We start from the raw sequence: 26,209 nt of genomic DNA on the forward strand, positions 1-26,209 counted from the left end.
ACCAAAACTAACTTATTGGAGGAGATCCTTATGAAAACGAATAAAATGTATGAGACACGCACAATGAAAGAATGCCGCGAGTGCGGATGCGAAATCAAAGAACAACAACAGTCAATCATTTATGAATGCGAACGCTGCATGTGCAATAAAGACGAATAAAAACACAAGCCACTCGAAATTGAGTGGCTTGTGTTTTTTAATTCGGTTCGCAGAATAAAATTTGAACTTGTATACGCGTAACGAAACATTTTTCTTACTTACTTTTACGAACTTTTAAGATTAAGAAGTTTGGACTTTTTAATAGCTTCTCATACTGTTTCGGTGCTAGTTCTTTAAATACCTCAGTTGGTTTTGGTTCTATTACTTTTTCGATTGTAAAGTGAGCAAGTAGAGACTCAAAAACTTCTCCCAAAGATCTACGGAAAAAAGGCACATTGTACGTCTTTCCTCCTTTGTTCCACGAATCCACAATTAGCTCCGTGCTAAAATAATCGACGTCATCTAATAGTTTGAGATCTGTTAGTGGATGATGAATTGATAAAAGAAAGCTGCCTTCAGGTTTTAATACTCGGTGAAGTTCTTGGAATGTTACGCTCCAATCTTTTAAATAATGTAACGTTAATGAACTAACTACAAAATCAAACGTTTCATCTTGAAAAGGTAAGGTTTCTTCTAAATCTAAACAAATTACAGAGGTTTTCTCTCCTAGTAATTTTTGCGTGTGGTTGACCATTTCTGGACTAATATCTACTGCTGTTATTTGTGCACCTCTTTGAGCAAATTGCTGAGAATACCAACCTGCAGAACATCCTGCATCAAGTATATGAAATCCGGTCAACTCTTGTGGGATGAGTCCCATCATTGCCGGTCTTTCGTATTGTGTATTGTATAAATTATCGACATTTCCCATTTGCTTATAGATGCCTGCTAGGTCATTAAATACTTCGACAACTTGCTTTTTCATACTTTCTCCCCAATCTCATCGTTTAATTCTATACAATACATGTCGCTCAAGTGGGCTATTCTTTTCTAATTTCGGATGGTCAAACTCCCCTACTTTAGTCATGCCAATTCTTTTCATCACTGTTTCAGAAGGCTGGTTGATCAATGCAGTAAAGGAATACACTTCGTTCATGTTTAATGGCCCAAACGCATATGCCAGACAAGCTTCCGCTCCTTCAGTTGCGTAGCCTTTTTTCCAAAACTTCTTATCTAACCGCCAGCCAATTTCTGCTGAACCTTTTCCTTCAATCTCCATAGTAATTTCAAGCATTCCGATAAAACCCATAAATGCCCCATCTTCTTTTCGTTCTACTGCCCACATTGTATAACCTTTGTCATCCATGTGCGTTTCAAAACGCTCGATCAGTTGATCAGCTTGTTTTTTCGACATTGTTTTCGGAAAGTAACGCATCACTTCGACGTCTTTAGACATATCAGCAAACTTGTCTCGATCTGTGTTTTTCCAGCGTCGAAACCTTAACCTTTTTGATTCAAACAAATAGTCCACCAAAAGTTTTCACCCCTTTATAAATTACTACAGTTGTTCTCTTCTGTTCTATATTACCAAAGCTTGTCATGATTAAAAACTGGCCACGTAATTGTCACCTATCACAGCATTATTTAATAAATCATAAAAATAATAAAGAAATTTTGAAAATAAAGATTGCAATATGCAGCATTTTTTTGCATTATTATAGATAGGGATAATTATTAATGCAAAAAAATTTTGCGTCTACCATTTTATTCTACTTATGTTGAAGGTTCACTAGTTCTTCAGCGATTTGTTCCGTTATAAAATACAGAGAAGATTGGGGCAATAAAAAATGATCGTAAAAAACTTCTTTATCCACCTTTCAGAAAACCAACTTTTAAATAAAGCTGCTCAAAATTACGGTTTCAAACTTGGAGCTCATAGCGTCGTTGCTGGCACCAACATTGAAGAAGCAATTGGCAGCATCAAAGAACTAAATGCACAAGGCATTAGTTGCACCATTGATAATCTTGGAGAATTCGTCCACGATAAGGCAGAAGCATTAGAAGCAAAAAATCAGATTTTAGGTGTAGTGGATGCGATTCATAACCACGAAGTAGATGCGCATATTTCGTTAAAACCTTCACAATTAGGTCTGGATATCGACTATGACTTCTGTTTTGAAAACATTAAAGAAATTGTAGATAAAGCGTCTCATTACGGAATTTTCATCAATATAGATATGGAAAACTACGATCGCCTACAACCTTCTTTTGACTTGATGGAAGAGTTGTCTAAAGACTATGATAACATCGGTACAGTAATTCAATCGTATTTCCTAAGAGCTCAAGAAGATATCAAAAAATATAGCAATTACCGTCTTCGCATTGTAAAAGGTGCATATAAAGAACCGGAAGCAGTAGCATACCAAACAAAAGAAGAAATCGATGCCAACTACATCGAATTAATTGAATATCATTTGTTGAATGGTAAATTTACATCGATCGCCACTCACGATCACAACGTCATTAACCACGTTAAACAATTTGTTATTGACCACAACATTTCAAATGATAAGTTTGAGTTCCAAATGCTTTATGGTTTCCGTAAAGAAATGCAATTTGAACTTGCAGCACAAGGGTATAATTTCTGCACATATATTCCTTTTGGTACCGATTGGTACGGCTATTTCATGCGTAGACTTGCTGAACGTCCTCAAAATTTGAACTTAGTGGTGAAACAAGTATTCACGAAAAAAACGAATACTGCTTTAGGCGTTGTAGCTGGCGCATTTTTACTCGGTCGTTTAACAAGCAAAAAATTATAAGGTTCTATTTATAGCGTTATTACTTTACTAAACACAGAAGCTATTGGTATCAACTAAACTATTAGCACCAAAAAACCTGTAAGCCGTCTATGGCTTACAGGTTTTTTGATGTTAACTAATAAATATTGATAAATACAGAAATAAGACAACATTAAATTTCGATAATTTTCATTGCAGTATGGATTTCTTCTTTTGGCGAGTCCAGAACCCATTCATTTGGATAATGACCAAGGGGATTGCAAATACACTCAATGCCTTTATATTCTTCATGGTAGCGTGAATGTGTGTGACCAAAAACCAGTTTTTTCACACCGTATTTTTCGGCCAGTTCCCCAAATCTTGAACTTCCCATCATGGCGTTAAAAAAATCCCACGTTGGCTCGTTTTTAATTTGGATAAAATGATCAAACGGAACGAAATGATTGACCAAAATAATTTTTTTCTCTTGATGTTCTATTAACCACTGCTCTAGCTTTGTTACATACTTGTCGGTAACAGCTTTATCTTTTTCCGGCCAATGGGCATGAAGTTTGTCTGGCCACGTAAAATTACTGCAGCGGCCGAGTTCAAATTCTTCTTCAGTAAACCCCGAAACGCCCAATGAGTAATCGTACCATCCCCCGTCCCCAATGACGACCCACTCGTCATTTAACTCCACTGGTCCTCTTCCTAAATTCCCTTGAAATTCTAGTAATGTGTCGTAAGCTACAGTAGAATCTTCGTGGTATATATCGTGGTTGCCGTGAACAAACAAAACTTTCACTTTTGGTAACTCACTTTGTAGCCGATTTAGCAAATCCAGGCTTTTTTCAGGTCCTCCCGCCATATCACCACACATGATAAAAACATCCGGCGCATGTTGGATTAAACTGTCTCTTAAAAGTGACAGTATATCAGTCTCCGTTTTTTTTCGGTTTAACCCTTCATGAATATCCGATAAAATAGCGATTTTCACTGAGCATTCCTCCTATGAGAAGCATACTAGTCATCCGAATCTTCTCTAATTTATAGAAGATAGTTGTATTTCGTTATGCCTTTATTATAACTGATTTTTCAATCTTTTATCAGTCAGAGCTAGAATGTTTCATAAAAAAAGAGAAATGCAACTTGTAGCGCACTTCTCTTTTCGACATCTAACTTATTAATAGGGCACAAGTGATTCCTTTTGAACCGGAGCATTTTTTAAGGAAATATTCACAAAATCACCTGTTGTGAATCGTGTTGTAAATACCGATTCATGAATGGTCCATGTTTCTTTTTCAACTTCAACAGTATAATGAATTTCATGTCCTTGATACTGTACAAAAGAGACAATACCTTGTAAGCCATTTTGTTCTGGAGGCAAGAGTTGAAATTGTTCCGGACGAACGGGATAAATGCCGTTTTCTTTAAAACTAATTGTCACACCAAGATCTGGCCAAACATTTTGAGGGTCAATCGCAGGGACAAATTGATCGTTTTGCCAATCTCCTTTAACTAAATTGCATTTTCCAACAAAAGTAGCTACAAATTCCGTTTCGGGACGTGTATAAAGAATTTCTGGAGGAGCAATTTGTTCGATACGGCCTTCATTCATCACGACAATTTTATCTGCGATAGCCAATGCTTCTCCTTGATCGTGAGTAACAAAAACAATAGACGCTTTTGTTTCTCGGTGCAACTTTTGAATTTCTTTGCGCATTTCCATGCGCAACTCAACGTCTAACGCACTTAAGGGCTCGTCCATTAATAATAAATTCGGTAAGGGCGCAATAGCCCGAGCTAGCGCTACGCGTTGCTTTTGACCTCCTGATAGCTCTGAAGGGTATCGTTCAGCCATTGAGTCTAAACCAACAAGTTTTAGAACTTCAAAGATTCGTTCTTGAAGTTCTTTTTTTCCTTCTTTGATTTTATTAGGATGATAGCATAGTGGAAACTTCACGTGTTCAGCAACGGTCATATGCGGCCAAAGTGCAAATGATTGAAAAACCATGCCAATATTGCGTTTCTCTGGTGGCAACACTCGTCTTTTTGAAGCGAGCAGAAGATCATCCATTTCAATCGTGCCGTCACTCGGCCCCATAAACCCTGCCAATAATTTAAGTAATGTTGTTTTCCCGCATCCCGATGGACCAAGCACTGCGATAAATTCTCCTTCGCCGATTTCCAAGTTAATGTCATGCAACGCAGAAAAAGAACCGTATTTTTTTGATACATTATTTACTTTAATCATTTGGTTTTCAGCACCTTTCTATCCCAAAGCTTCCCTAATAGCATAAACAGACCTCCACCAAACAATATACCCAGCACGAGTACCGTTGAAAAGGCTGTTGAATACGTTGAATAACCTGCTTGTTCATAACCAAATATGACTACGCCCACTGTTTCAGATCCGGAAGACCATAGCAAACTCGATACCGTCAATTCCGTGAGTGCCATTAAAAAGACCAGTAACGCACCACTGATGATTCCTGGAAACAACAAAGGCAATAAAATACGGCGCCACTTTACCCAACCTGCTGCACCAGACGTTCGTGCTGCTTCTTCCATTGACGGATCGATTTGCAAAAATGCTGTATAACTTCCTCGCACTTGCAATACAAGAAAGCGGGTGACATAAGCGATAAATAGGATCCAGACCGTCCCGTAAATTCCAGGGTTCCATCCAGGTATTGGCTCAAGCCACATAAAAATCATACATAATGCAAACACGGTACCAGGAAGTGCATATGGAATGGTCATAAACAGTTCGGCTATTTTCGTGCTCCAATCCGAATATTTAAAGCGCAAATACGCGACAGCCGTCCCGATTACTAAACAAACAAACATCGTCAACAAGGCCAGTTGCAAACTATTCGATAAAGCCGAGAGCGGTTTAGAATCAGTTAAAAAGACATATTCATAATTTCGTAACGATAAATTTTCTAATTTGAATGGTACGCCGTAGGCAGAAATTAGCGATAATGCCCCCATTGTAATCAGTGGCATTAAACTTGTCACGAAGAGGAAGATCCATAAGGCTACTTCCAGGAACTTTTGTTTTCCTGCCGACAAATAAATACGCGGTGTTGAATCACTTCTATTCGTTTCGTTGACCCGGCTGCGGCGTAACAAAAACCATTGCAACACCGTGCCCAATAATGCAATCACGCCAAGAATTACAGATAAAACAGCGGCACGAGAAAATGCCGATGGCCCAAATCCGACCACTTGCTCATAAATATACGTACTCAATACTCGAATATTTGCAGGTGTTCCAAGAAATGCTGGAATCCCAAAGTTATCAAGATTAGATAAGAATGCAATCAAGCCCCCACTAGCGATTCCAGGCAGCGCTAAAGGAAGGACAATTTTCCAAAACGCCCGCTTTTTCGATAAACCACTCGTTGCAGCTGCTTCTTCAAGTTCTCGCGGAATTTTTCTGAAAACGTTAACCGTAAACAAATACACAAGTGGGTAATGAGATATTCCAAGAAGAAGAATGATCCCCCCAATGCTGTACAAGTTTGGTGCTTGCGGTTCTCCTGGCAGCCAAGATAGCATCGCTGTTACAGGACCAGAAGCACTAAAAAACTGTGTCCAAGCAAGTGTGGTTATATAAGAAGGAATCACGAATGGCAAGAAAATAAACAACTGCATGGCGCGTTTACCATTCAATTGAACATATGCGACAATCCAAGAAAATAAGATGCCTAACACCAATGCTAATGTGGTTGAACCTAGCACAACGATTATTGTGTTTTTCACTGTTTTCCACGTTGCTGGTTCCTTCAGTACCTCGGTGTAATACTGCATTGTTAGCGATCCGTCATCTACAAAACTCAACCAAACAAGCCGCAATACAGGCAGCAGAAAAAACACGAAAATAACGAGCAGTCCAGCAATTTTATACAAATTCTTACTTTGAAAAAAGAGAGAAAAAGAGGAATCCCTCTTTTTTCTCTCTTCTGCCTTTGGCGGTTTTGCTGTCATAGCACTAACTCCTCACATCGAAATTCAGTTTATTTTACTCTCCGAAAATCTTTCCGAATTTCGCTTTGTCATCGTTGCGCGTTTCTAATAGCTCCATCGCTTCAGCATTTAAAATTGTCATTTCATCTAACGTTTTTAGCCCTTTAGGAGCTTCAACACCTTCACGAATTGGCGTATAACCTTGTTCAGAAGCTAACTTCTGACCTTCTTCTGAAAGTATAAAGTCGACAAATGCTTTAGATGCTTCTTCATTTTCAGTGTTAGCGAGAATTCCTACCGGTTCTGTAATAACTGGCACTCCTTCTTTCGGGTAAATCAATTCAACTGGAGAACCATCGTTTTTAGCACGAGCTGCTAAAAAATCGACAATCATCCCATAATTCTTCTCACCCGTTGCCACGCTTTCTAACACTGCTCCGTTCCCTTGTGTAATCATTATGTCATTGGCATTGAGTGCTTCATAAAATTCCCAACCGAAATCATCTTGACGCGTGATGACACCTAAATTATAAGCTGCAGCACCCGAATACAAAGGACTTGGCATTACAGCCTGTCCTTTAGTCGCTCCGTCAGTCAAGCTACTCCAACTATCCGGCAGATCGGTCACTTCGTTTGTATTGACGATAATTCCCGTTGCCATTATTTTCGTTCCGGCATACGTACCATCAGGGTCCACAAAAGCATCATCAATTGATGCTGCTTCTGGAGATTCATAGCTTAGTAATAATTCTTCTGCCTTAAAATTTTCAAACGTTACCGAATCAGCTACCAATAAGACGTCTGCCTGAATATTGCCACCTTGGTTTTCAGCTTGGATTTTTGATACAACTTCTTCTGTTCCTGAGCGGAAAATGCTAATTTCAACATCTGGATTTTGCTTTTTAAAGGCATCAACCAATCCTTGCGCATCTGCATCTGGCTGTGAAGTATAAAAATCCAAAGTGCCTGAAACTCCTTCTCCTTCTTTCGAAGTACTGGAGTACGAACCGCCTCCTTCGCCCCCACAAGCAGCGAGTAATGTTGCTATACAAAATGATGCCGAACCAAAAAAGATTTTTTTCATCTCTATTCCTCCTCAAATTTTGTATCGGCCTTTGTAAAATTTATGATGTTGTAACTCCTTATTAGTATAGAGCTAGTTTATAAAGCTATTGTTAAGCCAATATTAAAAAATATTATTGTAACCCGTTTAATACTTCATCTTATAGAAAGTTTATATATCTTGTCTTATAACGTAACTATAAATAGAGGAGCTAGCGAGGTCAAATATAAGTTGTAAAAATATTCTGATTTATTAGCAGTTTATGCTTTGCTAACTCTCTTTAAAGATAATAAAAAAGCACTTTAATCCATAACTTCAGGTGAGTAAACCTGTTGGACTAAAGTGCTTGCTATCATTCTTTACTATTTAAAGTTGATTGACTATTGTTAATTAACCGTTTGTTTTTTTTCATTTAATTGAGACGAAAGCTCTTGGAACCATTCTTTGTCGTCAGTGGCCAATGCTAAATCAATCAGGAAGCTCAGTTGTGCTATATCTTTATTTGAAGATTCTGGAATGCTGTCAACTTGATGTATAGACATTGGAATGGTCATGCCGATCATGTCCTCATTGTCACTTTCTACAACAGTTACATTAACTGCTTCTTTTAGAACGTCTAGGGAATCAATGAAACCGATAATTAGTTCGTCGTGGCGTGATTTCCCTTTTACCCAATCACTTGTTTTTAAAATCGTTTTATTCGTACCCATATCTATACACCTACTTTACAATATTTTTGTTCTCTACTTATTAAACACTAATCGAATTATAGATTCTTATTACTGTTTCCCTTATTAAACACTCGCAAACGTCATACGCCATTATTCTATAGTTTTCGCTAAGCAAGTAGAATAGTAATTTGCCTTATCCTTTATCTTTCTAGACAGAATAAGTAGAGAAGTTTTCTCTACTAAGCTTATTACTAGTGTTAATTTTACGTCTCTCCACTAAGAAACTCAATTTATTTGCCTCACATTCGAGATATGTTCAAGTTGAGAAAAAATAAAAACAACCCCTCTTCCCATTTTAGGGTTCGAGAGATTGCAACTATTTTAAGACCTTATTTATTCGATTGTATACGATTAAATTGACCACTTAATCAGCATTCCTGCATGTGTTAAGCCGCCACCAAATCCATAGAGAAGCACTGTATCATTGAATTTCAGCTTTCCTTCCTGTAGTCCTTTATCTAACGATAACGGAATTGAAGCTGCAGAAGTGTTGCCATAGTATTCAAGACTGTAAATTGTTTGTTCAAGAGATAATCCAGTCCTGCTACAAATCGACTCGATGATTCGAAGATTTGCACTATGCGGAACAAACCAATCCACTTTTTTTGTTTCGTATCCAGCTTTTTCTAGTAATGCGGTTACCCCTTTAGGAACGGTGTTTACTGCCCATTTGTATACTTCACGCCCATTTTGATTAACAAAACCATTAACCTCTAATTCATTTCCAAACATTTGGTGTGAAAGATCGGTGCAATACAAATTATGTGCTTGTTCTCCGTTCGTACCCATATGCGCTTCAATAAAGCTTGGATTTTTTTCATCAAATTCTACCAGAACCGCTCCACCGCCGTCTCCAAACAAAATGCACGTTGAACGGTCACTATAGTCTAAAATTTTCGAGAAAGTTTCTGCGCCGATTACTAAAACTTTTTTGTTTAAACCCGCTGTGATTAAACCATTGGCGATATGAAGTCCATAAGCAAATCCAGAGCAAGCTGCATTTAAATCAATCGCGCCAGTATTTTTAATACCAAGTTTCGCTTGCACAAGAGCAGAAACACTTGGGGTTTTGAAATCAGGGGTCATTGTACAGGCAATAATCATGTCCACATCATCTAGTGATTTCTTAAAGCGCTCCCTCAAATTTTCTACAGCCTTCACACTAATATCACTCGTGAATTCAGTGGCAAGCGCTATACGACGTTCTTTTATACCAGTCCGTTGGACGATCCATTCATCGTTAGTGTCAACTAATTTTTCCAAATCGTGATTTGTCAGCCTCTTTTCAGGTACATATGAGCCGATAGCTGTAATTCGAGCTTTTGAAGTGGTCATTTAAATCGCCCCTTTTAATGTCTTACCACTATACTACCACCAACTATTAGTAATAGGTACTAATATTCGCTTGAATCTACTTTTAAAATATTTTTGATTTCGTTAATAAAATACTGACAATTCAGTTTATTTGTTTTATAATAAACTAAAAAATGGAAAAGGAGTTGCACCGATGAAAAAGCTATTTCAATTACTTATCGCTGTTTTTTTAGTTTTGGCACTTGGAACCCCATCCGTATCTGCAGAACATAATCACGGCAAAGATCTGCTTGTCTCATTAGGTGATTCTGTACCTTACGGCTATAATTTAGGTAAAAATAATAATCACCCTTCTAAAGCAGCGTTTCCTTACTTGATTGGTGAAAAAGCTGATTTACGCGTCCGTAACCTCAGTGCTTATGGATTGCAAACTTCTGATTTGTTGACTGCTATAAAAACAAACAAAAAATACCAAAAAGCGATTCATCACGCTGATTACATTACAATTACAATTGGCGGAAATGATTTTATTGAGATTTTAAGAGCAGCAAATGCAGAAAGTGGCGGAGACCCTGAGTTGTTTAAATTTCTAATTCAGCAAAAGTTATCTACCAGTAAAGCTTTTAATAACTTAGCGGAAATCATTAACGAAATACGAACATTAAGTGATGCTCCGATTGTATTGTATAATATGTATAATCCATTCCAAACAAATGATCCGTTACACAATATCGCTAATCTTTTCTTGCCTCAAGTTAATGCTACTTTTGCTGAATTAGCCCATAGCTTTAATGATGTTCACATAGCTGATGCTTATAGTGCGTTTGGGAGCAATCAAGAAAAGTACGTATTGCCACAAGACATCCACCCTACCAAGGCAGGTCAAAAAAAATTGGCTAAAATCGGTATAAAGGCATTTCACGTCGAGCATGTAACACATCATTAATATACATTTCAAAAAAGCTGTAGCTCCCGTTTTGGGGCTACAGCTTTTTTGAGTTATCATGAGAAGGACTTTAGAACTGGTGGGTTCATCGTATATTTTTTGTAGGTTAAAGGATATAATTGATTTTGCTTGAAATAATTTATGAGGTGATCAGTTTGAGAAGTGGAAATCCAAGTTTAAAGACCGAAGCGTTTGAAAACTTCAAGAGTAAAGATGCGGGCCGAAAGATGACCATCCAAGGCACCGTTAATAAAACATTTATTTTGATTTTGCTATTACTCGTAACATTTGTTTATTCTTGGAATCAGTTTGTCAGCAATCCAACTGGCGTATTGCCACTGATTCTTGTTGGAGCAATCGGCGGATTGATTGTTGGGTTATTTACGATTTTCGTTCCCAAAATATCGCCTTTCACAGCGCCAGTGTATGCGCTATTAGAAGGCTTATTCCTCGGTGCAGTATCTGCGCAATACGAAGTTCAGTATGGAGGCATCGTGTTCCAAGCCGTATTGATCACTATCGGTGTGTTATTGAGTTTACTAGTTGTTTATAAGTCTGGCTTAATCAAAGTAACGCAAAACTTCAGACTTGGCGTCGCTGCAGCTACAGGAGCTATTTTCTTAGTTTACATCATTTCGTTTATTGGTGGATTTTTCGGTTTTAACATCCCTCACTTACATGAAGCGACACCATTGGGCATTGCCATTAGCGTCGTTATTGTTATCGTTGCCGCTTTGAATTTAGTGTTAGATTTTGATTTCATTGAGAATGCTGCCGAAAAACAAGTACCGAAATATTTCGAATGGTACGGAGCTTTTGGATTACTTGTAACATTGGTTTGGTTGTACCTAGAAATTCTTCGTTTGTTATCAAAAATTCGCAGCAGGTAACTCTAAAACGTCCTTCGGGGCGTTTTTTACACTATCATGCCATTCTAATCAGGATTCCATTCAGTATAGTTAATAATTTTCTGACGAACACAGCAAAAAGCACTTCCTATCGATAGTGAATAGGAAGTGCTTTTTGCTGTGTTTTACTTACTCAATAAATCTGATCTAGTTACGCTCTTTTAGTTTTTTCTTCTGTTACGTATAAAGCAGCTTTTTCTAATTTATATTGCTTATATCCCTCGATATATTCCTTGTACATTCCTAAATATGTTTTCGCAAGCTGGTTCTTTCTTCTTCCTTTATTTATCATTGTAGTCATCTAAATCATCCTCCTCAGTATGGGTAATTCTGTGTGTTGAGTAGTAGTTAAAATATTGTGCGATGGGGATTTACAATTATCCTTCAGTTGACGAATTTTTCACATGTAGATTTTTTGTGATAAGGAATCACATGAAAAATTTCTTCAGGGCATTTCTTGGATAACTGATACATGTTATAAAATACCTCTTTAGTGATTTCATATCGATGCATGCAATTTGGTAAATCTCGTAATTTCTTTGATGCTTGATCAAACCGTAATTCATTTATATCGACCCAAAAGGTTTGAATCTGTGTTTGTTCTTCGTCGTCTTTTTCAATTAGCACTTCTCTTGTTAAGCGAGCAAAGCAAGTGATGTACGTATTTCCTTCTTCAACATGAACATCTTTAGATTTCAGAAAAAAATAGGTGATTCTTTCCTGTGGCAAATACAAAACTTGTTCCATTATCTCTACTCTCCTTTGGACAATATGCTTTTCTCACCAAGCGCTTGGAGCGAATCTGAAAGACGTTCGGCGAAGTGTTCTGGTAGTTCCAGGGACGAAATTCTTAAACAATACATTCCTCGTTCTGTTGACAATTGTTGAGAGTAACTAATAGGTAAAAAATTTGGATGTTTAATCAGTTCGCCGATAAAAACGGATAATTCTTCAGGTAGCAGAAAAATTTCAGCTTGATTAATAGCTTTCTGGTCATCTGCAGTCATTTGATAAGCAACTAACAAGTCTAATGACCAACACACACACAACCTTGATCTCCTGTGCGCTTTAACCTCTCGCTTTTTCTCAAGGTGCCAGAACCCGTCATAAAATTCCATTTCTCCGCCTAATAATTCACTAACTTTTTGTGGCGTTTTTTCTAGCAAATCCACTTTTACCATTTTAACAACTCCTTTAAACGCTTTGAAAATAGATTCTAGGTGTATATCCAATTACAACCAGCTAAACCCTTGATAAAAAGTTTACATAATACATACGATAAAATGTCTTTGAAAATTCTGTCAAAAAAGATAGTTAATAAACACAAATACTTACTACTTTTTTTAATCGTAGTACTTTTATACTCTTTAATACTTTTATAATTTTTTAAAAAAATCATTTGCAATACATTTAGACTATAATACAAGACAAAATATGTAAAGTGTTATAGAATATTCTTTTAATTCTGACTAATTAAATGTTTTTCTCGTATAATTTTTATGCAAATAAACGCATATGAATAATTTTATGCGAAATTCCCAAAAATTACAACTTCATTATAAAATTCCCACTAACAAAGAAACCCTTCACAAACAAGCTCCATATATATGGACCATCTGTCTTAAACTTTGCTTATATTTACTGGGATTTTTTTGACTGTTATTTAATTTTTATAAAAATAGCATGTAATAAAAGGAAAGAGAAGATGCATAGTAATTCGCACCTTCTCTTTACAAGCTATCCTATATAATTTCGTATTTTTATATTTTTATATGCTTGCATTATGAATTCCAATTCAAGAATACTTTACTAAAATAAGGAAATTTCGAAATTTTATTAAATATTTTTAGTTTCCAATTTCTATTTACATGGGCCTATATTGGAACTCTTTTTCAAAGAACCTATACTGTGTGAATAAGTCGCATCGGTTTTTAAAAAACGTTTAGACCGCGCTTCCTCTTGATCACTTTCCCAGTATCCTTTATTCAACTTTGATTCAATTAGTTTATCCGCTTCATTTAAACAGATTTCCTCCGAAACAAATTTTTTTGTGTTTACAGAGCCTCGACTTCCAATTTTTCCGTATAACACAATAAACATATTGCCTTGAACTTTAATTCTCCAAAACTTGTTGGAGTAGGCGGTTATACATACTAAAGATTTGTCCACTCGAATTCCTCACTTTTCGCTAGTACTGGCCTCCACTTTTTATGCGCTTTAATTAGCTACTTTAAACCCAAAAGTCAGTTACCTATAAAAATTCATTCCTTTTTTATAGGTTTGGGATGCGCTTGAAAATGCGGAATAACAAACTCTCCTAATTCCTGCAGTACGTCATTCAACGGGCGGTGACCATTTTTTACTGCTAAAATAACGTGATTAACTCCAATTTTCTCGAGTGCATATAGATAATCAATTAAAAATTTATGCCCTGATGTAAATCCAAGTTTAATGGGTACTGGACTTGGTGGTGCATTTGGTTTTTCGGACAAGTTAATAACTAGAGGTTGCGAAAACGGTTTAAATTCATTGGTTGCTGTTCTCCATTGCTGAATTAGCCGCTTTTGTCGACTAGCCTCTTGACCATAAAACATCCAGCCATCTGTATGTTCTGCTAACCACTCAATTGTCTGCCCAGAATAACCTGTCCCTAAAATCGGAATATTTTTTAACTGTGGTTTTGGAATAACATCTCCTTCAGTTAACCCAACCCGTGCAGATTGTATAGTAGGAAAAGACTCGTTCCAAGATTTTCTCATTACGTGAATTGACTCTTTAAATAACTCATTTCGATTTTCTCTATCTACTTTAAACGCTGGAAATTCGATTGGACGGTCCCCTGTCGCAGCACCAAATAAAAAACGCTGACTCGACAATGCATCTAAAGATGCAGCCGATTTAGCTAAATGAAGGGGATGACGTAAAGTCGTAATTACACTGGCGATTCCTAAAGCAATTTCTTTTGTATGCGCACTTGTATAAGCAAGAAGTTGAAAAGGATCGTGTATAACTCCTGTGTCTCCAAAGTTCGGATCAAAAAGTGGCGAATCCCTTATAAATAAAGAAGCAAAACCAGCTTCTTCTGCTTGGTTTAGCAAGCCTCATTTGGTAGCTTATATCCATTGTTTGAGAATAATCTTTAGCCGTTTCAAAAGGAAACGAAATTCCGAGCGTTAATTTGTTTTCTTTAAACGTTCGTGCAAACCCATTATGAGATTGAAAATTGTTCACGTTTGTTCCACCTGACTGTTGTATTGTTTTAACTAACATGGATAATAACTATCCACATTAGAATAGCAGTGTCGTTAATTAAAGTAAATATTTCTGTTTGAAGACTCATCATAAAAAAACTTGCAAAACCTGTATGATTGAAAAGAATATAAGTTGTTACTTTTCTGGAACTATCTGCGCAAGCAAACGTATATAGTACTATACAACTCAAGGAGGTCATCCAATGTCGAAGTACTCAATTCACCAATTTGTTCAAAAAACAAAACAAGACGAAAATGCACGTGAATTTTTCGAACTCGAAACAGATCGTCTTTTAGAAGTGAATTTGAATGGGCTTGTTTGGGCAAAAGCCGGCTCTATGATTTCTTACGAAGGCAATATTAAATTTGAGCGTGAAGGCATGCTCGAGCATGGACTTGGAAAATTTGTTAAAAAAGCTTTCAGTGGTGAAGGCGCACAATTGATGAAAGCACATGGTGAAGGCAAACTTTATGTTGCTGACAGCGGCAAAAAGATTACTGTGTTGGATCTCGAAGGCGAAAGTATTTACATCAACGGAAATGATCTTCTTGCTTTTCAAGATGGTTTAGTATGGGATATTAAACTCATGCGACGTGTTGCCGGAATGATGGCTGGTGGGCTGTTTAATATTCGATTAGAAGGTGAAGGACTTGTGGCTTTTACCTCTCATTACGAACCGCTCACTTTACTTGTGACGCCTGACAAGCCTATTTACACTGATCCAAATGCAACAGTTGCTTGGTCAGGTAGTTTAGAACCTGATTTTGTGACAGACATTCAATTGAAAAGTTTGTTTGGACGAGGAAGCGGCGAGTCCGTACAGATGAAGTTTTCCGGAAATGGATTTGTTGTGGTGCAGCCTTACGAGGAGGTTTATCAAGCTTTGCAGAAATGACTTTCGCCATGTACTATGATGCATTTAAATTATTTACAGAAAAAAGGTTCTGGATTAACTACCAGAACCTTTTTAAATAGAGGTTCTACAAAAAAAGTCGCGATTAAGAGACTCTTATTCAAAATCGTACGTTAAATCCCATTGCTTACGAGCTTCATCCATTAACTCCATCACATTTTCCGAAAGAGCTAACGTCCAACTTTCTTTCTTATGTACTACCAAATCTTCCATAGCCTCCACCTCATAGTGGAGAGCTCTCTCACTTTCGCCCGCTTTAATCGTTTCGATAGCACCGTCTGATGAATATGTGACGGTGGCCAGGTCTGCTCTTGGGAAATTGTCTACTGTTATGTAACCTTTATCTCCTGCGATAATTGCACGTATTGGGAGATCTGCTCGCAAAGCAAGCGTTACAACAGCCAATTGACCTTGCTCGTTTTTCATCACGATTGCTGATTGTTCATCTACCCCGGTATCATGTTTCTTTACAGTCGTAAGCAGCTCGGTTGGGTGACTAGATAAAAAGTAACGCATGAAAGTTAATGCGTATGTACCAAGGTCTAACAAACCGCCCCCCGCTAAATCCGGATTAAAAAAACGGTTTGTTGGATCATCTTCTTTACAGCTACCAAATGTTACATTAATCATATTCACATTGCCAATATCACCCGCAACGACTCGATCCTGTAACTCTTGGTAGATCGGCATATGATAGATGGTCATAGCTTCCATTACAATTAGATTTTTGGATCTTGCCAACTTCATAATTACCTTTAGCTGTTCTGTATTCATCGTAATCGCCTTTTCACAGAGCACATGTTTGTTCTTGTTTAACGCCGCTAACATAATATCATAGTGAAGGTGATGAGGTGTTGCGATATATACAATGTCAATTTGTTTATCTGAAAGCATACTGTCCATACTTTTATAAACGTGTTCTACACCTATATGTTCAGCGAAAGCTTTGGTTTTTTCATAATTTCTGCCCCAAACGCCAAACACGTGACCATTCACGTCATGAATCGCTTTCCCAAAGTCTTCAGCTATACTACCTGGTCCGATGATACCCCAATTTAATCGTTTCATCTTTATCTCCCTTTCTCAATAAAAAGATAGTAACGCCTACTTCTTGAGTTAAAACTTCTCAGAGTAATTGATGCAAACCAATATACATTAATTACTCTAAGAATTTATATATATCCTCTTTACAAAGTTAAATCAAGAACTTGACTATCTAAATTTTCTAGTTAGCGCCTCTCTTATTTTTTCTGGCGAGAGTTAAAGTCTTGTTCAATTTCTTTTTTCCAGCTGCGATTCATTTTTTTACCTGTTCGAAAAGAACTGACAGCTTCACTCACCACATCATAGTTAAGTTGGGTACCTTCAGCGTCCGCATGATAATTCACCGCAAAATCTTCTCCTACCCCGAACTGCCTAGCTGTGGCGACGGCATCGATATTCGCTCCAAGAAAGATAAACTCCCAATTTGCCGTATTTTTCTGCATCGCAATCATTTCATGAATTTTTTTATACGAGTATTCACAGCTGGAATTTTCCATACCATCTGTCGTAATTACTACCAATACCCTGTCTGCCCGTTGTTCTTGCAAAGTGCTTTTTTGCACATTGCTTATTTTCTGGATGGTCGAACCGATCGCATCAAGCAAGGCTGTCATTCCACCCACTTGGTAATCCTCTTCAGTAATTAGAGCAACTCCTGTTACCGGAATTCGATCATGTAGCAACTCATAGTCCTGATTGAACAATACCGTCGTGACACGAACTTCTCCGGGTAACTTCCGCTGTTTTTCAAGCAATGCATTAAATCCACCAATTGTGTCCTTCTCTAGCCCTGCCATCGACCCACTCTTATCCAATATAAAAACCAATTCTGTCGTTTCATTTCTCATCATACATTCCTCCTTAAGTTTTCTTTACAACTTAAGGGTATGATTTTCAACACGCCAATGGGTCGCTCCTAAAGCGACATTTTACGCACCCAGTAGTACTTGGTCAAAAGCGAACAAAACCTCATTTATTTCATAAATATTGTAGTTTCCCCGCTCAATAAAATATAGAATAATTAAATCAAATTTATGACTTTTAGATAACCTATACCCAGCTTTCTCAAGCAATTCCTCCGTTTCCAAAAGATCTAGCTCGAGCGCTACAGCAAATGCAATTATGGTTTTTTTCATCGGTGTATAATTAGGCGAATTGCGTATTTTAGAAAACAGCTTTCGGTCAATATTTGCTTTTTTATACGTTTCAATGTCCGTCATGCCCTTTTCGTCTATAAAACGAAACAATCGCGCTGAAAAAGATTCATCTAAATTCCCTAACACGTCATCTAAACTAAGTTCAATCTCAGGACTATAGAAGATATGTTCGTTGTCACTTTTTTTGCGATATCGCATATCTTGTTCTTCTAGTATTCGAACTTCATTTTCATCAATAAAAGCCGCAATCGATTGATAACGGTTTTTGCTGATTCCAAAAGACTTTTTATCGAACACTACGAGATAGATATGCATTTCATGGTCCGCTAAAAATTTTTCAATGACAGAAACCGCAATTTGTAAAGCAGGCTCTTTTGGATAACCGAAAATTCCCGTAGAAATAAGCGGAAATGAAATTGACTTACAACCAAGCTGATGTGCCAGTTTGAGCGAATTTTCGTAACAACTTCTCAGCGATTGTTCTTCGTGCTTTCCTCCTCCTTGCCAGACAGGACCAACAGTATGAATGATGTAGTTGGCATCTAATGAAAAGGCTTTTGTCTGCACCGCACTTCCTACGTCACAATGACCAATTTGATCGCAAGCTTCTTGTAAGGCATGAGACCCCGCAGCAGAAAATATGGCCCCACATACTCCGCCCCCCATCTTCAAACTAGTATTCGCCGCGTTGACAATTGCATCAGTTTTCATCTTTGTAATGTCATTTCGTACAATTTCGAATGGCATGTTTTTCCCCCTTTGACTCTTTTAGTTTGGACCTTCCACCTAATTTTCATCACTACTTTATAGTTTACCAATTGCTTATGACATCAACTTTACTATTAGTATCCTATGACAAATAAAAAAACCTAACCAACCACACTATATTTGCGTTACAGTTAAATTAAGTATTTTATTTCTGTCTATTAAACTTTTGTTTAATTATACCTTTACTGCAGAGGAGCAACCTAATGAAAAAAGGTGTCATAATATATGAAAGCATTATGTTCGTTCTTATCTTAATATCTATCTTCTTTGCTTTTTCAGAAGATCAAAGCTTTATCCTACTGGACCGAATCATTTGGGGGATTTTTGTTATTGATTACACCGTTCGATTATTCAATGCCAAAAACAAATGGACCTATGTTAAAAAGCACCCATTTGAATTGATCGCCATTATTCCGTTCGATGCTCTCTTTAGAGCTGCCCGTATCGCCAGACTGATGCGTTTAGTTCGCTTAATTGGCATTGGTTCGCGGTACATGAAACCCGTATACAAATTACTGAAAACAAATGGCTTAGAAAAAGTATTAATCGTTGCGCTCATTCTTTTATTCCTAATTCCGATCCCTATTGTCATTCTAGAACCATCAATCGAAACTTTTGCGGATGCATTGTGGTGGGCTGTTGTCACTACCACAACTGTTGGATATGGAGACTTATCACCAGAGACCCCCATTGGTCGTATCCTTGCGGTTGTTCTTATGATGGTCGGAATCGGGATTATCGGTACTTTAACCTCTTCTATCACAAGCTTTTTCAATAAAGAAATCGCTAAAGGACACGAAAAAAAACTTCTTGATATCCTAAAGACTATAGAAGAAGTTGATATGTTAACTAAAGATGATATAGAGATGATTAATCTTTACATTAAACGAAAAGAAGCTACTAAAGATACTGGTAGCGATGCAAAAGAAAAAGGTTCAATCCAAGAATAACGAACTTGGGTTGAACCTTTTTTCACTATAAACCTATCTATGGTAACCAGCCTTTCTCAAAGCCGTTTAACTCTGCATAATTATAAATTTTTTCAAATTGGTGAAAGCTATAGTTTTCCATATATTGTTTCACGTAAACATTGCCACTTTGTTTTAACAATTGATTGCGCTCATGCAGTTTCCCTAAGAACCGCTCTGCAGGAAGTTTTACACCTTTTCGAGAATTTAACGTTGAAGAGGTTAAAACAAAATTCCACAAGTCATCGCTATGAACAAAACTCCAAGGTACAAAATGATCTACCGCTATTGTCCGTGGCGCTTTCACTAATGGTTGTTCTGTATAAAAACAATGGTGGCCAGAGTGTTCCACAATCAATTGTTGAAATTGTTTTAACGACTCGCGTTTTGTAATGTTCTCAATTTCATGCAATAAAATTCCTTGAGTTAAATTCGGATTTTTCTTTTCTAGAAACTTTGCCATTTCATAGTTGATAAGTTTAAAAAGGATTGTTTGGTACTTCAGTAAAAATTCATAACTTCCTGGGGTCAGCACTATTTTACGACTTTTTTTAGAAAAACCGTAAAATAGTCCGTTCGTATCAGCATACAACGCACCTACTACATATTTACGCAAAATACTAACCTCGATACGACGAATCAATTCATCTTGGTGATTTTTTTGTAGTCCATCAAAAGAAGCCCCTTCTGGAATAGCAAACTCTAATTTGAACTCCATTAAACCCTTCTCAATACTCGTTTGGTATCCTTGAGAATAGCCATTTCGAACAACTAAATTCCAGTACAGTCTGGCAAAAGACTCTGCCAATTGATTAAAACTCAGCTCAAATTCATCATTAGTCTTATAAAGGTTCTCAATAATAGCTCTCAGCAATACATACTTATAAGAAGTTGTTTTTACAGCCTGAGATGATAATACCTTCATGCATAGAGCCTATAGCTGATCAGCTGATACAGTCCTATAGGTGGCTGCTCCTTCTTTTAACTTCCATCCTTCTGCCACTGCTATTTCACCTCATTCTAAATGTAACCAAATTCAAAAAAATACAGCTACTTTATAAAGTTACTATTATTTTACAGTATTAATGATATCAATTCTCGAGTGCACTTGCAGAAAAACTTTGTTTATAGTAAGATTTTCTAAGAATAAATTATATGCATCTGTATAACCCTAAGGATATGGCTTAGGGGTCTCTACCAGGAACCTCAAAATCCTGATTACAGAAAACGATCCGTTCGTTTTTTGTAATCAGGATTTTTTTGTGTTTTTAACAAACCTTAAATCTATTACAAATGCAAAGAAGAGAGGAAGCGTTAAAAGCAATGAATTTAAAAGTGTATATTTTAGCCTTATCCACAGTAGCTGTGGGACTTGTCGAACTGATTATCGGGGGAATTTTGCCGACAATCGCTGCAGAGTTTGATGTATCTCTAAGCTCAGCCGGACAATTAATTACAGTTTTTGCAATGATTATTGCTATTGCAGGTCCTGTATTGCTTGTTGCAACCAGCAAATTCGAACGAAAAAAAGTGTATTTGATTGCCATGTTCATTTTTTTCCTCGGAAACATTATGACTTATTTTAGTCCTGATTTCACGTGGATGATGATCGCCCGTGTGTTAACCGCTGCAAGCACTGCACTTATTGTCGTCTTGTCGCTCACCATTGTCGCTAAAATTGTTGACCCTCCATACCGAGCAAAAGCAATTGGTTTTATCTTTATGGGAATCAGTTCTTCACTCGTTCTTGGTGTGCCAATTGGAATTGTTGTTTCAGACTTGTTCGGCTGGCGTGTTATTTTCCTTGGCATCGCCCTACTTTCCATCGGATCTATGGCATTGATTGCACTCTATATTCAGCCAATTGCCGGTGGTACAGCAGTTCCGCTTAAGCAACAACTAAAAGCCGTTGCGAGTGCAAAAATCGGTTCTGCGCATCTCGCGACAATGTTTATGTTAGCCGGACATTACACGGTATACGCTTATTTCACACCGTTTCTTGAAACTATTCTTAACTTAAATTCATTTTGGGTTAGTGTCTGTTACTTGTTATTCGGTATTGCAGCAGTTAGTGGTGGTGCAATCGGTGGCGCGTTGTCCGATTGGATTGGATCGAAAAAAAGTATCATCATCGTCATTTCAACTTTTGCTGTTTCCCTATTTTTACTACCACTCACAACATTCTCGTTAGTCGTGTTCTTGCCTGTAATGGTCATTTGGGCAGCCCTTAGCTGGAGTTTATCTCCACCGCAACAAAGCTACCTAATTGAAATAGACCCAGCAACATCAGATGTTCAGCAAAGTTTTAATAACTCAGCTCTACAAGTTGGTATTGCTCTAGGTTCTGCAATTGGTGGTATCGCATTAGCGCAAACCGGTTCAATTTCAAGCATGCCTTGGGTTGGCGCTGTTATTGTTCTTATTGCACTTGGGTGTGCCATATTCTCATTAACACGACCGGCCATTGTTCGTAACCATATACAAACTACTAGTCAAAACTAATGGTTAAATTACACAAAGCCCAATAAAAAACAGGAGTGAAACCTTTTAGTTTCACTCTTGTTTTTTGCATTTACTTCACTTTTATCATATAAAAACTATATTTACTGGTGTAACAATTCACTAAGCACCGGCGCGTCGACGGGCTAGGCGAAGCGATAAGACAGGCGTTTTTCCTGGCTTATCGCGAAAGCCATGCCAAAAGCGTCCAAAGCGTTCCCAGACCCCACTCAAACTTCCACACCTCACATATTTTTCTAAGCTCCCTCTTTACATCCCTCACCACTTCCTCTACACTAAACCCATCGGGAACAACCCGAACACAAAAACCGCATACCGTTTTCTGCACTAGGGGTGCCCACTTTGGCTGAGATGCAAGCGCAAGCTTCGATCCCTCAAAACTCGATCAGGATAATACCTGCGTGAGGAAGTGCGGCGCATTTCTGAAATAATTCCTTTTTTGATTATTTGTAGATTATGGCTGCATCTTCACGGATGCGGTCTTTTTTGTGCACATTTTTAAGGAGGAATTTTACATGGAACCATTGCAATGCGGTACCAGTCCAATCGTTGGATTTCGCTTTTCGTTACATCCAATGACAGGCGATTTTATCAAAGTAATCAAAGGAGCTTTAAACGAAACGGATACTTCAAACGTATGGATGCATACAGACGATGTCTCTACTGTTATTCGTGGCAAACAAATTCATGTCTTTAATGTTGCCAAAGCTTTAACTCTACATGCAGCGAAAACTGGTGAACACGTCGCGTTGTCTGGCACTTTTTCAATTGGCTGTCCTGGTGATTCTTCAGGTGATGTCTTTTTAAATAAAGACGATGTGTTACTGAATACTGACGACACAAAACAATATGTTTCTTCGCAATTTGCACTATACCCAATGAACAATCCGGATTATATGACCGTGATTTACCGTGAAGTCGATCGGGCAAAGCAACAAGGCGTTTTTAACGATTCGATGCATTATGCGAGTGGTATCCACGGGGACATTCACGATGTTTTTGATTTTTACGAAGAAGCGTTTACGAATGCTCGCTCTGAGGAACACCGCCATTTAGTCATGACCGTATCGATGAGCATTAACAGCCCATCTCATGGAGGTGCTTAACATGCTAAAATCGTGGAAATTAAAAGAAGTTGTCTTAATGTCGTTATTTGCTGTTGTCTTTGGCATTGTATATTTATTGTTTGTTCATGCTGCAAATATTTGGGCAGCTGTGATAGGCCCCCTTGCTTATGAATGGATGTTTGGTATTTGGTTTATCGTCTCCATTATTTGCATGTACATTATCCGTAAACCTGGCGCAGCATTTCTTTCAGAAACAATGGCAGCTGCCATCGAAGTCTTAATCGGCAACGCTGTAGGACCTCGATTAATTTTAACTGGAGTTGTTCAAGGACTTGGCGCAGAAGCCGCTTTTGCATTAACTGGCTACAAGCATTTTAATATTTTGGTATTAATGCTTGCCGGAATCGGTTCGGCAGTTTTCAGTTTTGTATATGGCTATTTTGTCTCAGGCTATGCTGCGCTTGACCCGTCATTTGTTGCGTTAATGTTTACTATTCGCGTGCTTAGCGGTACTATCATCGCAGGAATTGGTGGTAAGTATATTGGAGATGCCTTACTTGCGACAGGTTCGCTGCGAGGCTATGCCATTGCACGTACGAAAAAAGGTGATGTGAATGCTTAAAGAGATCCTCTCTTTAAACAATTTGTCATTTCGATTTCCAGAAGATCAAACGGCAACGTTACAAGATATTTCTTTCGCCGTCTCAAAAGGCGAGAAACTTGTTATTTCTGGTCCAAGTGGCTGTGGCAAAAGCACTCTCTTGTATTTGTTAAACCGTTTGTATCCTGATAATTGCGATGGCTCTGTTGACGGGGAAATTTTGTTATTCGGAAAACCAGCAACAGACTATGCGCCTGGTGAAATCAACCATCGCGTTGCCACCGTTTTTCAAGATCCAGACTCTCAATTTTGTATGCCTACTGTTGAAGACGAGCTGGCTTTCACATTAGAAAATTTGCAGGTTCCTTTTAACAACATGGAAACGCGAATCACAGCCGTATTAGAATTAACGGGTCTAACCCATTTGAGACACACGGTAATTCAATCTTTATCTGGAGGAACTAAACAACGTGTTGCAACAGCCTGTGCACTTATTATGGAGCCAGAAGTGTTACTGCTCGATGAACCATTGTCCCATCTAGATCCCTACACGGCAAAGCAATTTGTTGAATGGCTCACAGATCTGCAACTTAAAACGCAATTGACAATCGTCGCAGTAGAACATCGCTTAGACAGTTGGGGAACATTCTTCGAACGCGAAATCCAATTAGATGAGAACGGGTGTCTCGTAAACGATCAATGTTTTTCACCAAAACAACCGATTTTATTTCCGGAACGGGCATCTGTACTTCAACCGCAGACGGCTTTACAAGTTGAGAATTTGTCAGTCACGATTAAGAACAAACAATTACTCACACCACTATCGTTTTCAGTGTGTCGAGGCGAAATCGTGGTGGTCGCTGGACCAAATGGTAGCGGTAAATCGACATTGGTTAAATCCTTATGTGATATTTACAAGCCGACAACCGGCACAATTCAATCAGATGGCACCGGTTATGTGCCTCAATCACCGGAATACTTGTTTTTAACACAAACAGTCCAAAAAGAAGTTGCTTATTCTGGTAGTTCAAACCCTACTGAAATTACTTCATTAATGACTCGTTTACGTCTCGATGAAATTTGTGAAGATCACCCTTTCGCGATTAGTCACGGACAAAAAAGACGCGTTGCGATTGCAGCAATGCTTGCTGATAAAAGGCCAGTTCTATTAATGGATGAACCCACTTCAGGTCAAGACAAAGCTGCACTAGTAGAACTTTTTGAGTTAATCGATCAGCGCTCTAAAGAAGGAACTACATTTTTAATCGTGACACACGATATGGAATTTGCGGCAAGCATAGCAGATTCTGTGTTGCTCATTAAAGACGGTGAACTGACTGGGAAATTTGATGCTAAAGATGTCTGGCATAATGAAGAATTGCTAGAGTCTCATCATTTGTTAACACCGAAAGGAGTAGATCGTTTTGCAGAATCTTTTGCATAACATGAATCCTTCAGTGAAGTTTATCGCAGTCACACTATCCATGCTTACAATTGCTTTCTTTTTCAATCCGTGGACGCCTCTACTGTTTTTTGGCAGTATTCTATTATTGCAATTAACCATGAGCCATATTAATTGGAAGTTATGGTTGTTGTTCATGCTACCTTTTTCGATTGGTGCTTTCGGTTATTTATGGACGACTGTCGTTTTTGGCGCAGATACTGGAGGCACAATCATTTGGTCGTTTGCAGGAATCAATGTAACCGACGAACAATGGGCGCACGCTTTGTCGCTATCTTTTCGTGTCATGGCGTTTTCTAGTCTTTCCCTCATGTTCGCTTTTACAACAGATCCTGTAAAATTTATTTTAAGTTTAATGCAACAATTAAAACTATCACCAAAACTGGCATATGGCGTTATGGTTGGTTATCAGTTTTTACCTGTGATGAAAGATGAGTTTACTCAAATTCAACAAGCGCAACGGTTACGCGGTGCTGTAGTAGAAAAGCATAGCTGGCAACGAATATTATCTATGCGCCGTGTGCTAATCCCAATGCTCGCAGGCGCTGTTCGAAAAGCGGAACGCTCTGCCTTTGCTATGGAAGCGCGTGGATTTACCGGTGAGCCAAGAAACGCTTACTACCGCCCAATTCTTTTAGGTCGTACAGATCTATTGATGTCTTTTGTTTTTCTAACGATTTTACTAACTAGTTGCCTTGGTGGCATTTGGTTGAGCTAAAGAATACAAAAAGGAAATCCAAGTTTTATGTGGATTTCCTTTTTTA

The 26,209-nt window shown here is 38.0% G+C and carries 27 protein-coding genes, 1 pseudogene and 2 riboswitches; of the genes and pseudogenes, 11 read left to right on the forward strand and 17 right to left on the reverse strand.

Going from position 1 to position 26,209, the window contains the following annotated elements; genetic code table 11:
• The first annotated feature begins 30 nt into the window (after positions 1-30).
• Positions 31-159 (forward strand): YhfH family protein, encoded by a 129-nt coding sequence (locus BCM40_RS16515; RefSeq protein WP_197681390.1) that lies wholly within the window; start codon positions 31-33, stop codon positions 157-159.
• 94 nt (positions 160-253) lie between these two features.
• On the opposite strand, the gene BCM40_RS08780 is transcribed toward BCM40_RS16515, so the two are convergent.
• Positions 254-964 (reverse strand): class I SAM-dependent methyltransferase, encoded by a 711-nt coding sequence (locus tag BCM40_RS08780; protein ID WP_065526247.1) that lies wholly within the window; start codon positions 962-964, stop codon positions 254-256.
• 15 nt (positions 965-979) lie between these two features.
• Positions 980-1,510 carry a GNAT family N-acetyltransferase gene (locus tag BCM40_RS08785; RefSeq protein ID WP_238323716.1) on the reverse strand — a complete coding sequence of 177 codons (531 nt, stop codon included), beginning with the start codon at positions 1,508-1,510 and terminating at the stop codon, positions 980-982.
• A gap of 316 nt (positions 1,511-1,826) precedes the next feature.
• Between BCM40_RS08785 and BCM40_RS08790 the strand changes: the two genes are divergently transcribed.
• Complete coding sequence (locus tag BCM40_RS08790; RefSeq protein WP_065526245.1) at positions 1,827-2,801, forward strand: proline dehydrogenase family protein; 975 nt, start codon at positions 1,827-1,829, stop codon at positions 2,799-2,801.
• A gap of 151 nt (positions 2,802-2,952) precedes the next feature.
• Here the strand turns inward: BCM40_RS08790 and BCM40_RS08795 are convergent, their stop codons facing one another.
• From BCM40_RS08795 to BCM40_RS08820, 6 genes are all read right to left on the reverse strand, one after another.
• Entirely contained in the window at positions 2,953-3,756 is an 804-nt protein-coding gene (locus BCM40_RS08795; protein ID WP_065526244.1) for a metallophosphoesterase, read from the reverse strand.
• Positions 3,757-3,942: 186 nt separating this feature from the next.
• On the reverse strand, positions 3,943-5,013 hold the full coding sequence (locus BCM40_RS08800; RefSeq protein ID WP_065526243.1) for an ABC transporter ATP-binding protein: 1,071 nt from the start codon (positions 5,011-5,013) through the stop codon (positions 3,943-3,945).
• On the reverse strand, positions 5,010-6,752 hold the full coding sequence (locus BCM40_RS08805) for an ABC transporter permease (RefSeq protein WP_065526242.1): 1,743 nt from the start codon (positions 6,750-6,752) through the stop codon (positions 5,010-5,012). The genes BCM40_RS08800 and BCM40_RS08805 overlap by 4 nt, the downstream gene beginning before the upstream one ends.
• 34 nt (positions 6,753-6,786) lie before the next feature.
• Positions 6,787-7,815, reverse strand: coding sequence for an ABC transporter substrate-binding protein (locus BCM40_RS08810; protein ID WP_065526241.1), 1,029 nt, complete (start codon positions 7,813-7,815; stop codon positions 6,787-6,789).
• Between the two features lie 365 nt (positions 7,816-8,180).
• Positions 8,181-8,504 carry an IDEAL domain-containing protein gene (locus tag BCM40_RS08815; protein ID WP_065526240.1) on the reverse strand — a complete coding sequence of 108 codons (324 nt, stop codon included), beginning with the start codon at positions 8,502-8,504 and terminating at the stop codon, positions 8,181-8,183.
• Between the two features lie 372 nt (positions 8,505-8,876).
• On the reverse strand, positions 8,877-9,860 hold the full coding sequence (locus BCM40_RS08820; protein ID WP_065526239.1) for a ketoacyl-ACP synthase III: 984 nt from the start codon (positions 9,858-9,860) through the stop codon (positions 8,877-8,879).
• Between the two features lie 172 nt (positions 9,861-10,032).
• Here BCM40_RS08820 and BCM40_RS08825 point away from each other — a divergent pair, with 172 nt between their 5' ends.
• A complete protein-coding gene (locus tag BCM40_RS08825) occupies positions 10,033-10,785 on the forward strand; it encodes a GDSL-type esterase/lipase family protein (protein ID WP_065526238.1) in 753 nt (250 codons plus the stop codon).
• 155 nt (positions 10,786-10,940) lie between these two features.
• Entirely contained in the window at positions 10,941-11,675 is a 735-nt protein-coding gene (locus BCM40_RS08830; RefSeq protein ID WP_065526237.1) for a Bax inhibitor-1/YccA family protein, read from the forward strand.
• A 169-nt stretch (positions 11,676-11,844) separates the two neighbouring features.
• On the opposite strand, the gene BCM40_RS16490 is transcribed toward BCM40_RS08830, so the two are convergent.
• The 5 genes and pseudogenes from BCM40_RS16490 to BCM40_RS08850 form a co-directional block, all read right to left on the reverse strand.
• Positions 11,845-11,994: a hypothetical protein gene (locus BCM40_RS16490; protein WP_169818719.1), complete on the reverse strand. Its 150-nt coding sequence runs from the start codon at positions 11,992-11,994 to the stop codon at positions 11,845-11,847.
• 83 nt (positions 11,995-12,077) lie between these two features.
• Positions 12,078-12,440 (reverse strand): hypothetical protein, encoded by a 363-nt coding sequence (locus tag BCM40_RS08835; protein WP_065526236.1) that lies wholly within the window; start codon positions 12,438-12,440, stop codon positions 12,078-12,080.
• A gap of 5 nt (positions 12,441-12,445) precedes the next feature.
• Positions 12,446-12,874, reverse strand: coding sequence for a hypothetical protein (locus BCM40_RS08840; RefSeq protein ID WP_065526235.1), 429 nt, complete (start codon positions 12,872-12,874; stop codon positions 12,446-12,448).
• Positions 12,875-13,553: 679 nt separating this feature from the next.
• Complete coding sequence (locus tag BCM40_RS08845; RefSeq protein ID WP_083394499.1) at positions 13,554-13,862, reverse strand: WGR domain-containing protein; 309 nt, start codon at positions 13,860-13,862, stop codon at positions 13,554-13,556.
• A gap of 92 nt (positions 13,863-13,954) precedes the next feature.
• Positions 13,955-14,924 (reverse strand): annotated as a pseudogene (locus BCM40_RS08850) (LLM class oxidoreductase).
• A 223-nt stretch (positions 14,925-15,147) separates the two neighbouring features.
• On the opposite strand from BCM40_RS08850, the gene BCM40_RS08855 reads away from it, so the two are divergent.
• Positions 15,148-15,840: an AIM24 family protein gene (locus tag BCM40_RS08855; protein ID WP_065526234.1), complete on the forward strand. Its 693-nt coding sequence runs from the start codon at positions 15,148-15,150 to the stop codon at positions 15,838-15,840.
• 114 nt (positions 15,841-15,954) lie between these two features.
• On the opposite strand, the gene BCM40_RS08860 is transcribed toward BCM40_RS08855, so the two are convergent.
• From BCM40_RS08860 to BCM40_RS08870, 3 genes are all read right to left on the reverse strand, one after another.
• Positions 15,955-16,926: a Gfo/Idh/MocA family protein gene (locus tag BCM40_RS08860; RefSeq protein WP_065526233.1), complete on the reverse strand. Its 972-nt coding sequence runs from the start codon at positions 16,924-16,926 to the stop codon at positions 15,955-15,957.
• A 173-nt stretch (positions 16,927-17,099) separates the two neighbouring features.
• Positions 17,100-17,750 (reverse strand): vWA domain-containing protein, encoded by a 651-nt coding sequence (locus tag BCM40_RS08865; RefSeq protein WP_065526232.1) that lies wholly within the window; start codon positions 17,748-17,750, stop codon positions 17,100-17,102.
• An 81-nt stretch (positions 17,751-17,831) separates the two neighbouring features.
• Positions 17,832-18,806, reverse strand: coding sequence for a macro domain-containing protein (locus BCM40_RS08870; protein ID WP_065526231.1), 975 nt, complete (start codon positions 18,804-18,806; stop codon positions 17,832-17,834).
• 224 nt (positions 18,807-19,030) lie between these two features.
• Between BCM40_RS08870 and BCM40_RS08875 the strand changes: the two genes are divergently transcribed.
• On the forward strand, positions 19,031-19,777 hold the full coding sequence (locus BCM40_RS08875; RefSeq protein ID WP_065526230.1) for a potassium channel family protein: 747 nt from the start codon (positions 19,031-19,033) through the stop codon (positions 19,775-19,777).
• 37 nt (positions 19,778-19,814) lie between these two features.
• Here the strand turns inward: BCM40_RS08875 and BCM40_RS08880 are convergent, their stop codons facing one another.
• Positions 19,815-20,720 (reverse strand): HNH endonuclease domain-containing protein, encoded by a 906-nt coding sequence (locus tag BCM40_RS08880; protein WP_238323717.1) that lies wholly within the window; start codon positions 20,718-20,720, stop codon positions 19,815-19,817.
• A gap of 216 nt (positions 20,721-20,936) precedes the next feature.
• Positions 20,937-21,036: riboswitch (purine riboswitch) on the forward strand.
• An 82-nt stretch (positions 21,037-21,118) separates the two neighbouring features.
• On the opposite strand from BCM40_RS08880, the gene BCM40_RS08885 reads away from it, so the two are divergent.
• From BCM40_RS08885 to BCM40_RS08905, 5 genes are all read left to right on the forward strand, one after another.
• A complete protein-coding gene (locus BCM40_RS08885; protein ID WP_065526229.1) occupies positions 21,119-22,297 on the forward strand; it encodes an MFS transporter in 1,179 nt (392 codons plus the stop codon).
• Positions 22,298-22,634: 337 nt separating this feature from the next.
• Positions 22,635-22,740, forward strand: a riboswitch (TPP riboswitch).
• Between the two features lie 90 nt (positions 22,741-22,830).
• A complete protein-coding gene (locus BCM40_RS08890; protein ID WP_065526228.1) occupies positions 22,831-23,421 on the forward strand; it encodes a YkoF family thiamine/hydroxymethylpyrimidine-binding protein in 591 nt (196 codons plus the stop codon).
• Position 23,422: 1 nt separating this feature from the next.
• The gene (locus tag BCM40_RS08895; RefSeq protein WP_065526227.1) at positions 23,423-24,004 is read left to right on the forward strand and encodes an ECF transporter S component; all 582 of its coding nucleotides are present in this window, start codon (positions 23,423-23,425) and stop codon (positions 24,002-24,004) included.
• Positions 23,997-25,427, forward strand: coding sequence for an ABC transporter ATP-binding protein (locus BCM40_RS08900; protein ID WP_065526226.1), 1,431 nt, complete (start codon positions 23,997-23,999; stop codon positions 25,425-25,427). Before BCM40_RS08895 ends, BCM40_RS08900 begins: the two co-directional genes overlap by 8 nt.
• The gene (locus BCM40_RS08905) at positions 25,408-26,163 is read left to right on the forward strand and encodes an energy-coupling factor transporter transmembrane component T family protein (protein WP_156851285.1); all 756 of its coding nucleotides are present in this window, start codon (positions 25,408-25,410) and stop codon (positions 26,161-26,163) included. The genes BCM40_RS08900 and BCM40_RS08905 overlap by 20 nt, the downstream gene beginning before the upstream one ends.
• Positions 26,164-26,209: the final 46 nt, after the last annotated feature.

Source organism: Planococcus donghaensis (genome assembly GCF_001687665.2).
Lineage (GTDB): Bacteria > Bacillota > Bacilli > Bacillales_A > Planococcaceae > Planococcus > Planococcus donghaensis.

Coding starts and splice junctions, on each gene's coding strand:
- BCM40_RS08860 (WP_065526233.1), bottom strand. CDS start 16,926: ATGAAACGATTAAATTGGGGTATCATCGGACCAGGTAGTATAGCTGAA.
- BCM40_RS08825 (WP_065526238.1), top strand. CDS start 10,033: ATGAAAAAGCTATTTCAATTACTTATCGCTGTTTTTTTAGTTTTGGCA.
- BCM40_RS08885 (WP_065526229.1), top strand. CDS start 21,119: ATGAATTTAAAAGTGTATATTTTAGCCTTATCCACAGTAGCTGTGGGA.
- BCM40_RS08880 (WP_238323717.1), bottom strand. CDS start 20,720: ATGAAGGTATTATCATCTCAGGCTGTAAAAACAACTTCTTATAAGTAT.
- BCM40_RS08800 (WP_065526243.1), bottom strand. CDS start 5,013: ATGATTAAAGTAAATAATGTATCAAAAAAATACGGTTCTTTTTCTGCG.
- BCM40_RS08840 (WP_065526235.1), bottom strand. CDS start 12,874: ATGGTAAAAGTGGATTTGCTAGAAAAAACGCCACAAAAAGTTAGTGAA.
- BCM40_RS08855 (WP_065526234.1), top strand. CDS start 15,148: ATGTCGAAGTACTCAATTCACCAATTTGTTCAAAAAACAAAACAAGAC.
- BCM40_RS08895 (WP_065526227.1), top strand. CDS start 23,423: ATGCTAAAATCGTGGAAATTAAAAGAAGTTGTCTTAATGTCGTTATTT.
- BCM40_RS08900 (WP_065526226.1), top strand. CDS start 23,997: ATGCTTAAAGAGATCCTCTCTTTAAACAATTTGTCATTTCGATTTCCA.
- BCM40_RS08835 (WP_065526236.1), bottom strand. CDS start 12,440: ATGGAACAAGTTTTGTATTTGCCACAGGAAAGAATCACCTATTTTTTT.
- BCM40_RS08875 (WP_065526230.1), top strand. CDS start 19,031: ATGAAAAAAGGTGTCATAATATATGAAAGCATTATGTTCGTTCTTATC.
- BCM40_RS16490 (WP_169818719.1), bottom strand. CDS start 11,994: ATGACTACAATGATAAATAAAGGAAGAAGAAAGAACCAGCTTGCGAAA.
- BCM40_RS08870 (WP_065526231.1), bottom strand. CDS start 18,806: ATGCCATTCGAAATTGTACGAAATGACATTACAAAGATGAAAACTGAT.
- BCM40_RS08780 (WP_065526247.1), bottom strand. CDS start 964: ATGAAAAAGCAAGTTGTCGAAGTATTTAATGACCTAGCAGGCATCTAT.
- BCM40_RS08805 (WP_065526242.1), bottom strand. CDS start 6,752: ATGACAGCAAAACCGCCAAAGGCAGAAGAGAGAAAAAAGAGGGATTCC.
- BCM40_RS08810 (WP_065526241.1), bottom strand. CDS start 7,815: ATGAAAAAAATCTTTTTTGGTTCGGCATCATTTTGTATAGCAACATTA.
- BCM40_RS08815 (WP_065526240.1), bottom strand. CDS start 8,504: ATGGGTACGAATAAAACGATTTTAAAAACAAGTGATTGGGTAAAAGGG.
- BCM40_RS08865 (WP_065526232.1), bottom strand. CDS start 17,750: ATGAGAAATGAAACGACAGAATTGGTTTTTATATTGGATAAGAGTGGG.
- BCM40_RS08890 (WP_065526228.1), top strand. CDS start 22,831: ATGGAACCATTGCAATGCGGTACCAGTCCAATCGTTGGATTTCGCTTT.
- BCM40_RS16515 (WP_197681390.1), top strand. CDS start 31: ATGAAAACGAATAAAATGTATGAGACACGCACAATGAAAGAATGCCGC.
- BCM40_RS08820 (WP_065526239.1), bottom strand. CDS start 9,860: ATGACCACTTCAAAAGCTCGAATTACAGCTATCGGCTCATATGTACCT.
- BCM40_RS08790 (WP_065526245.1), top strand. CDS start 1,827: ATGATCGTAAAAAACTTCTTTATCCACCTTTCAGAAAACCAACTTTTA.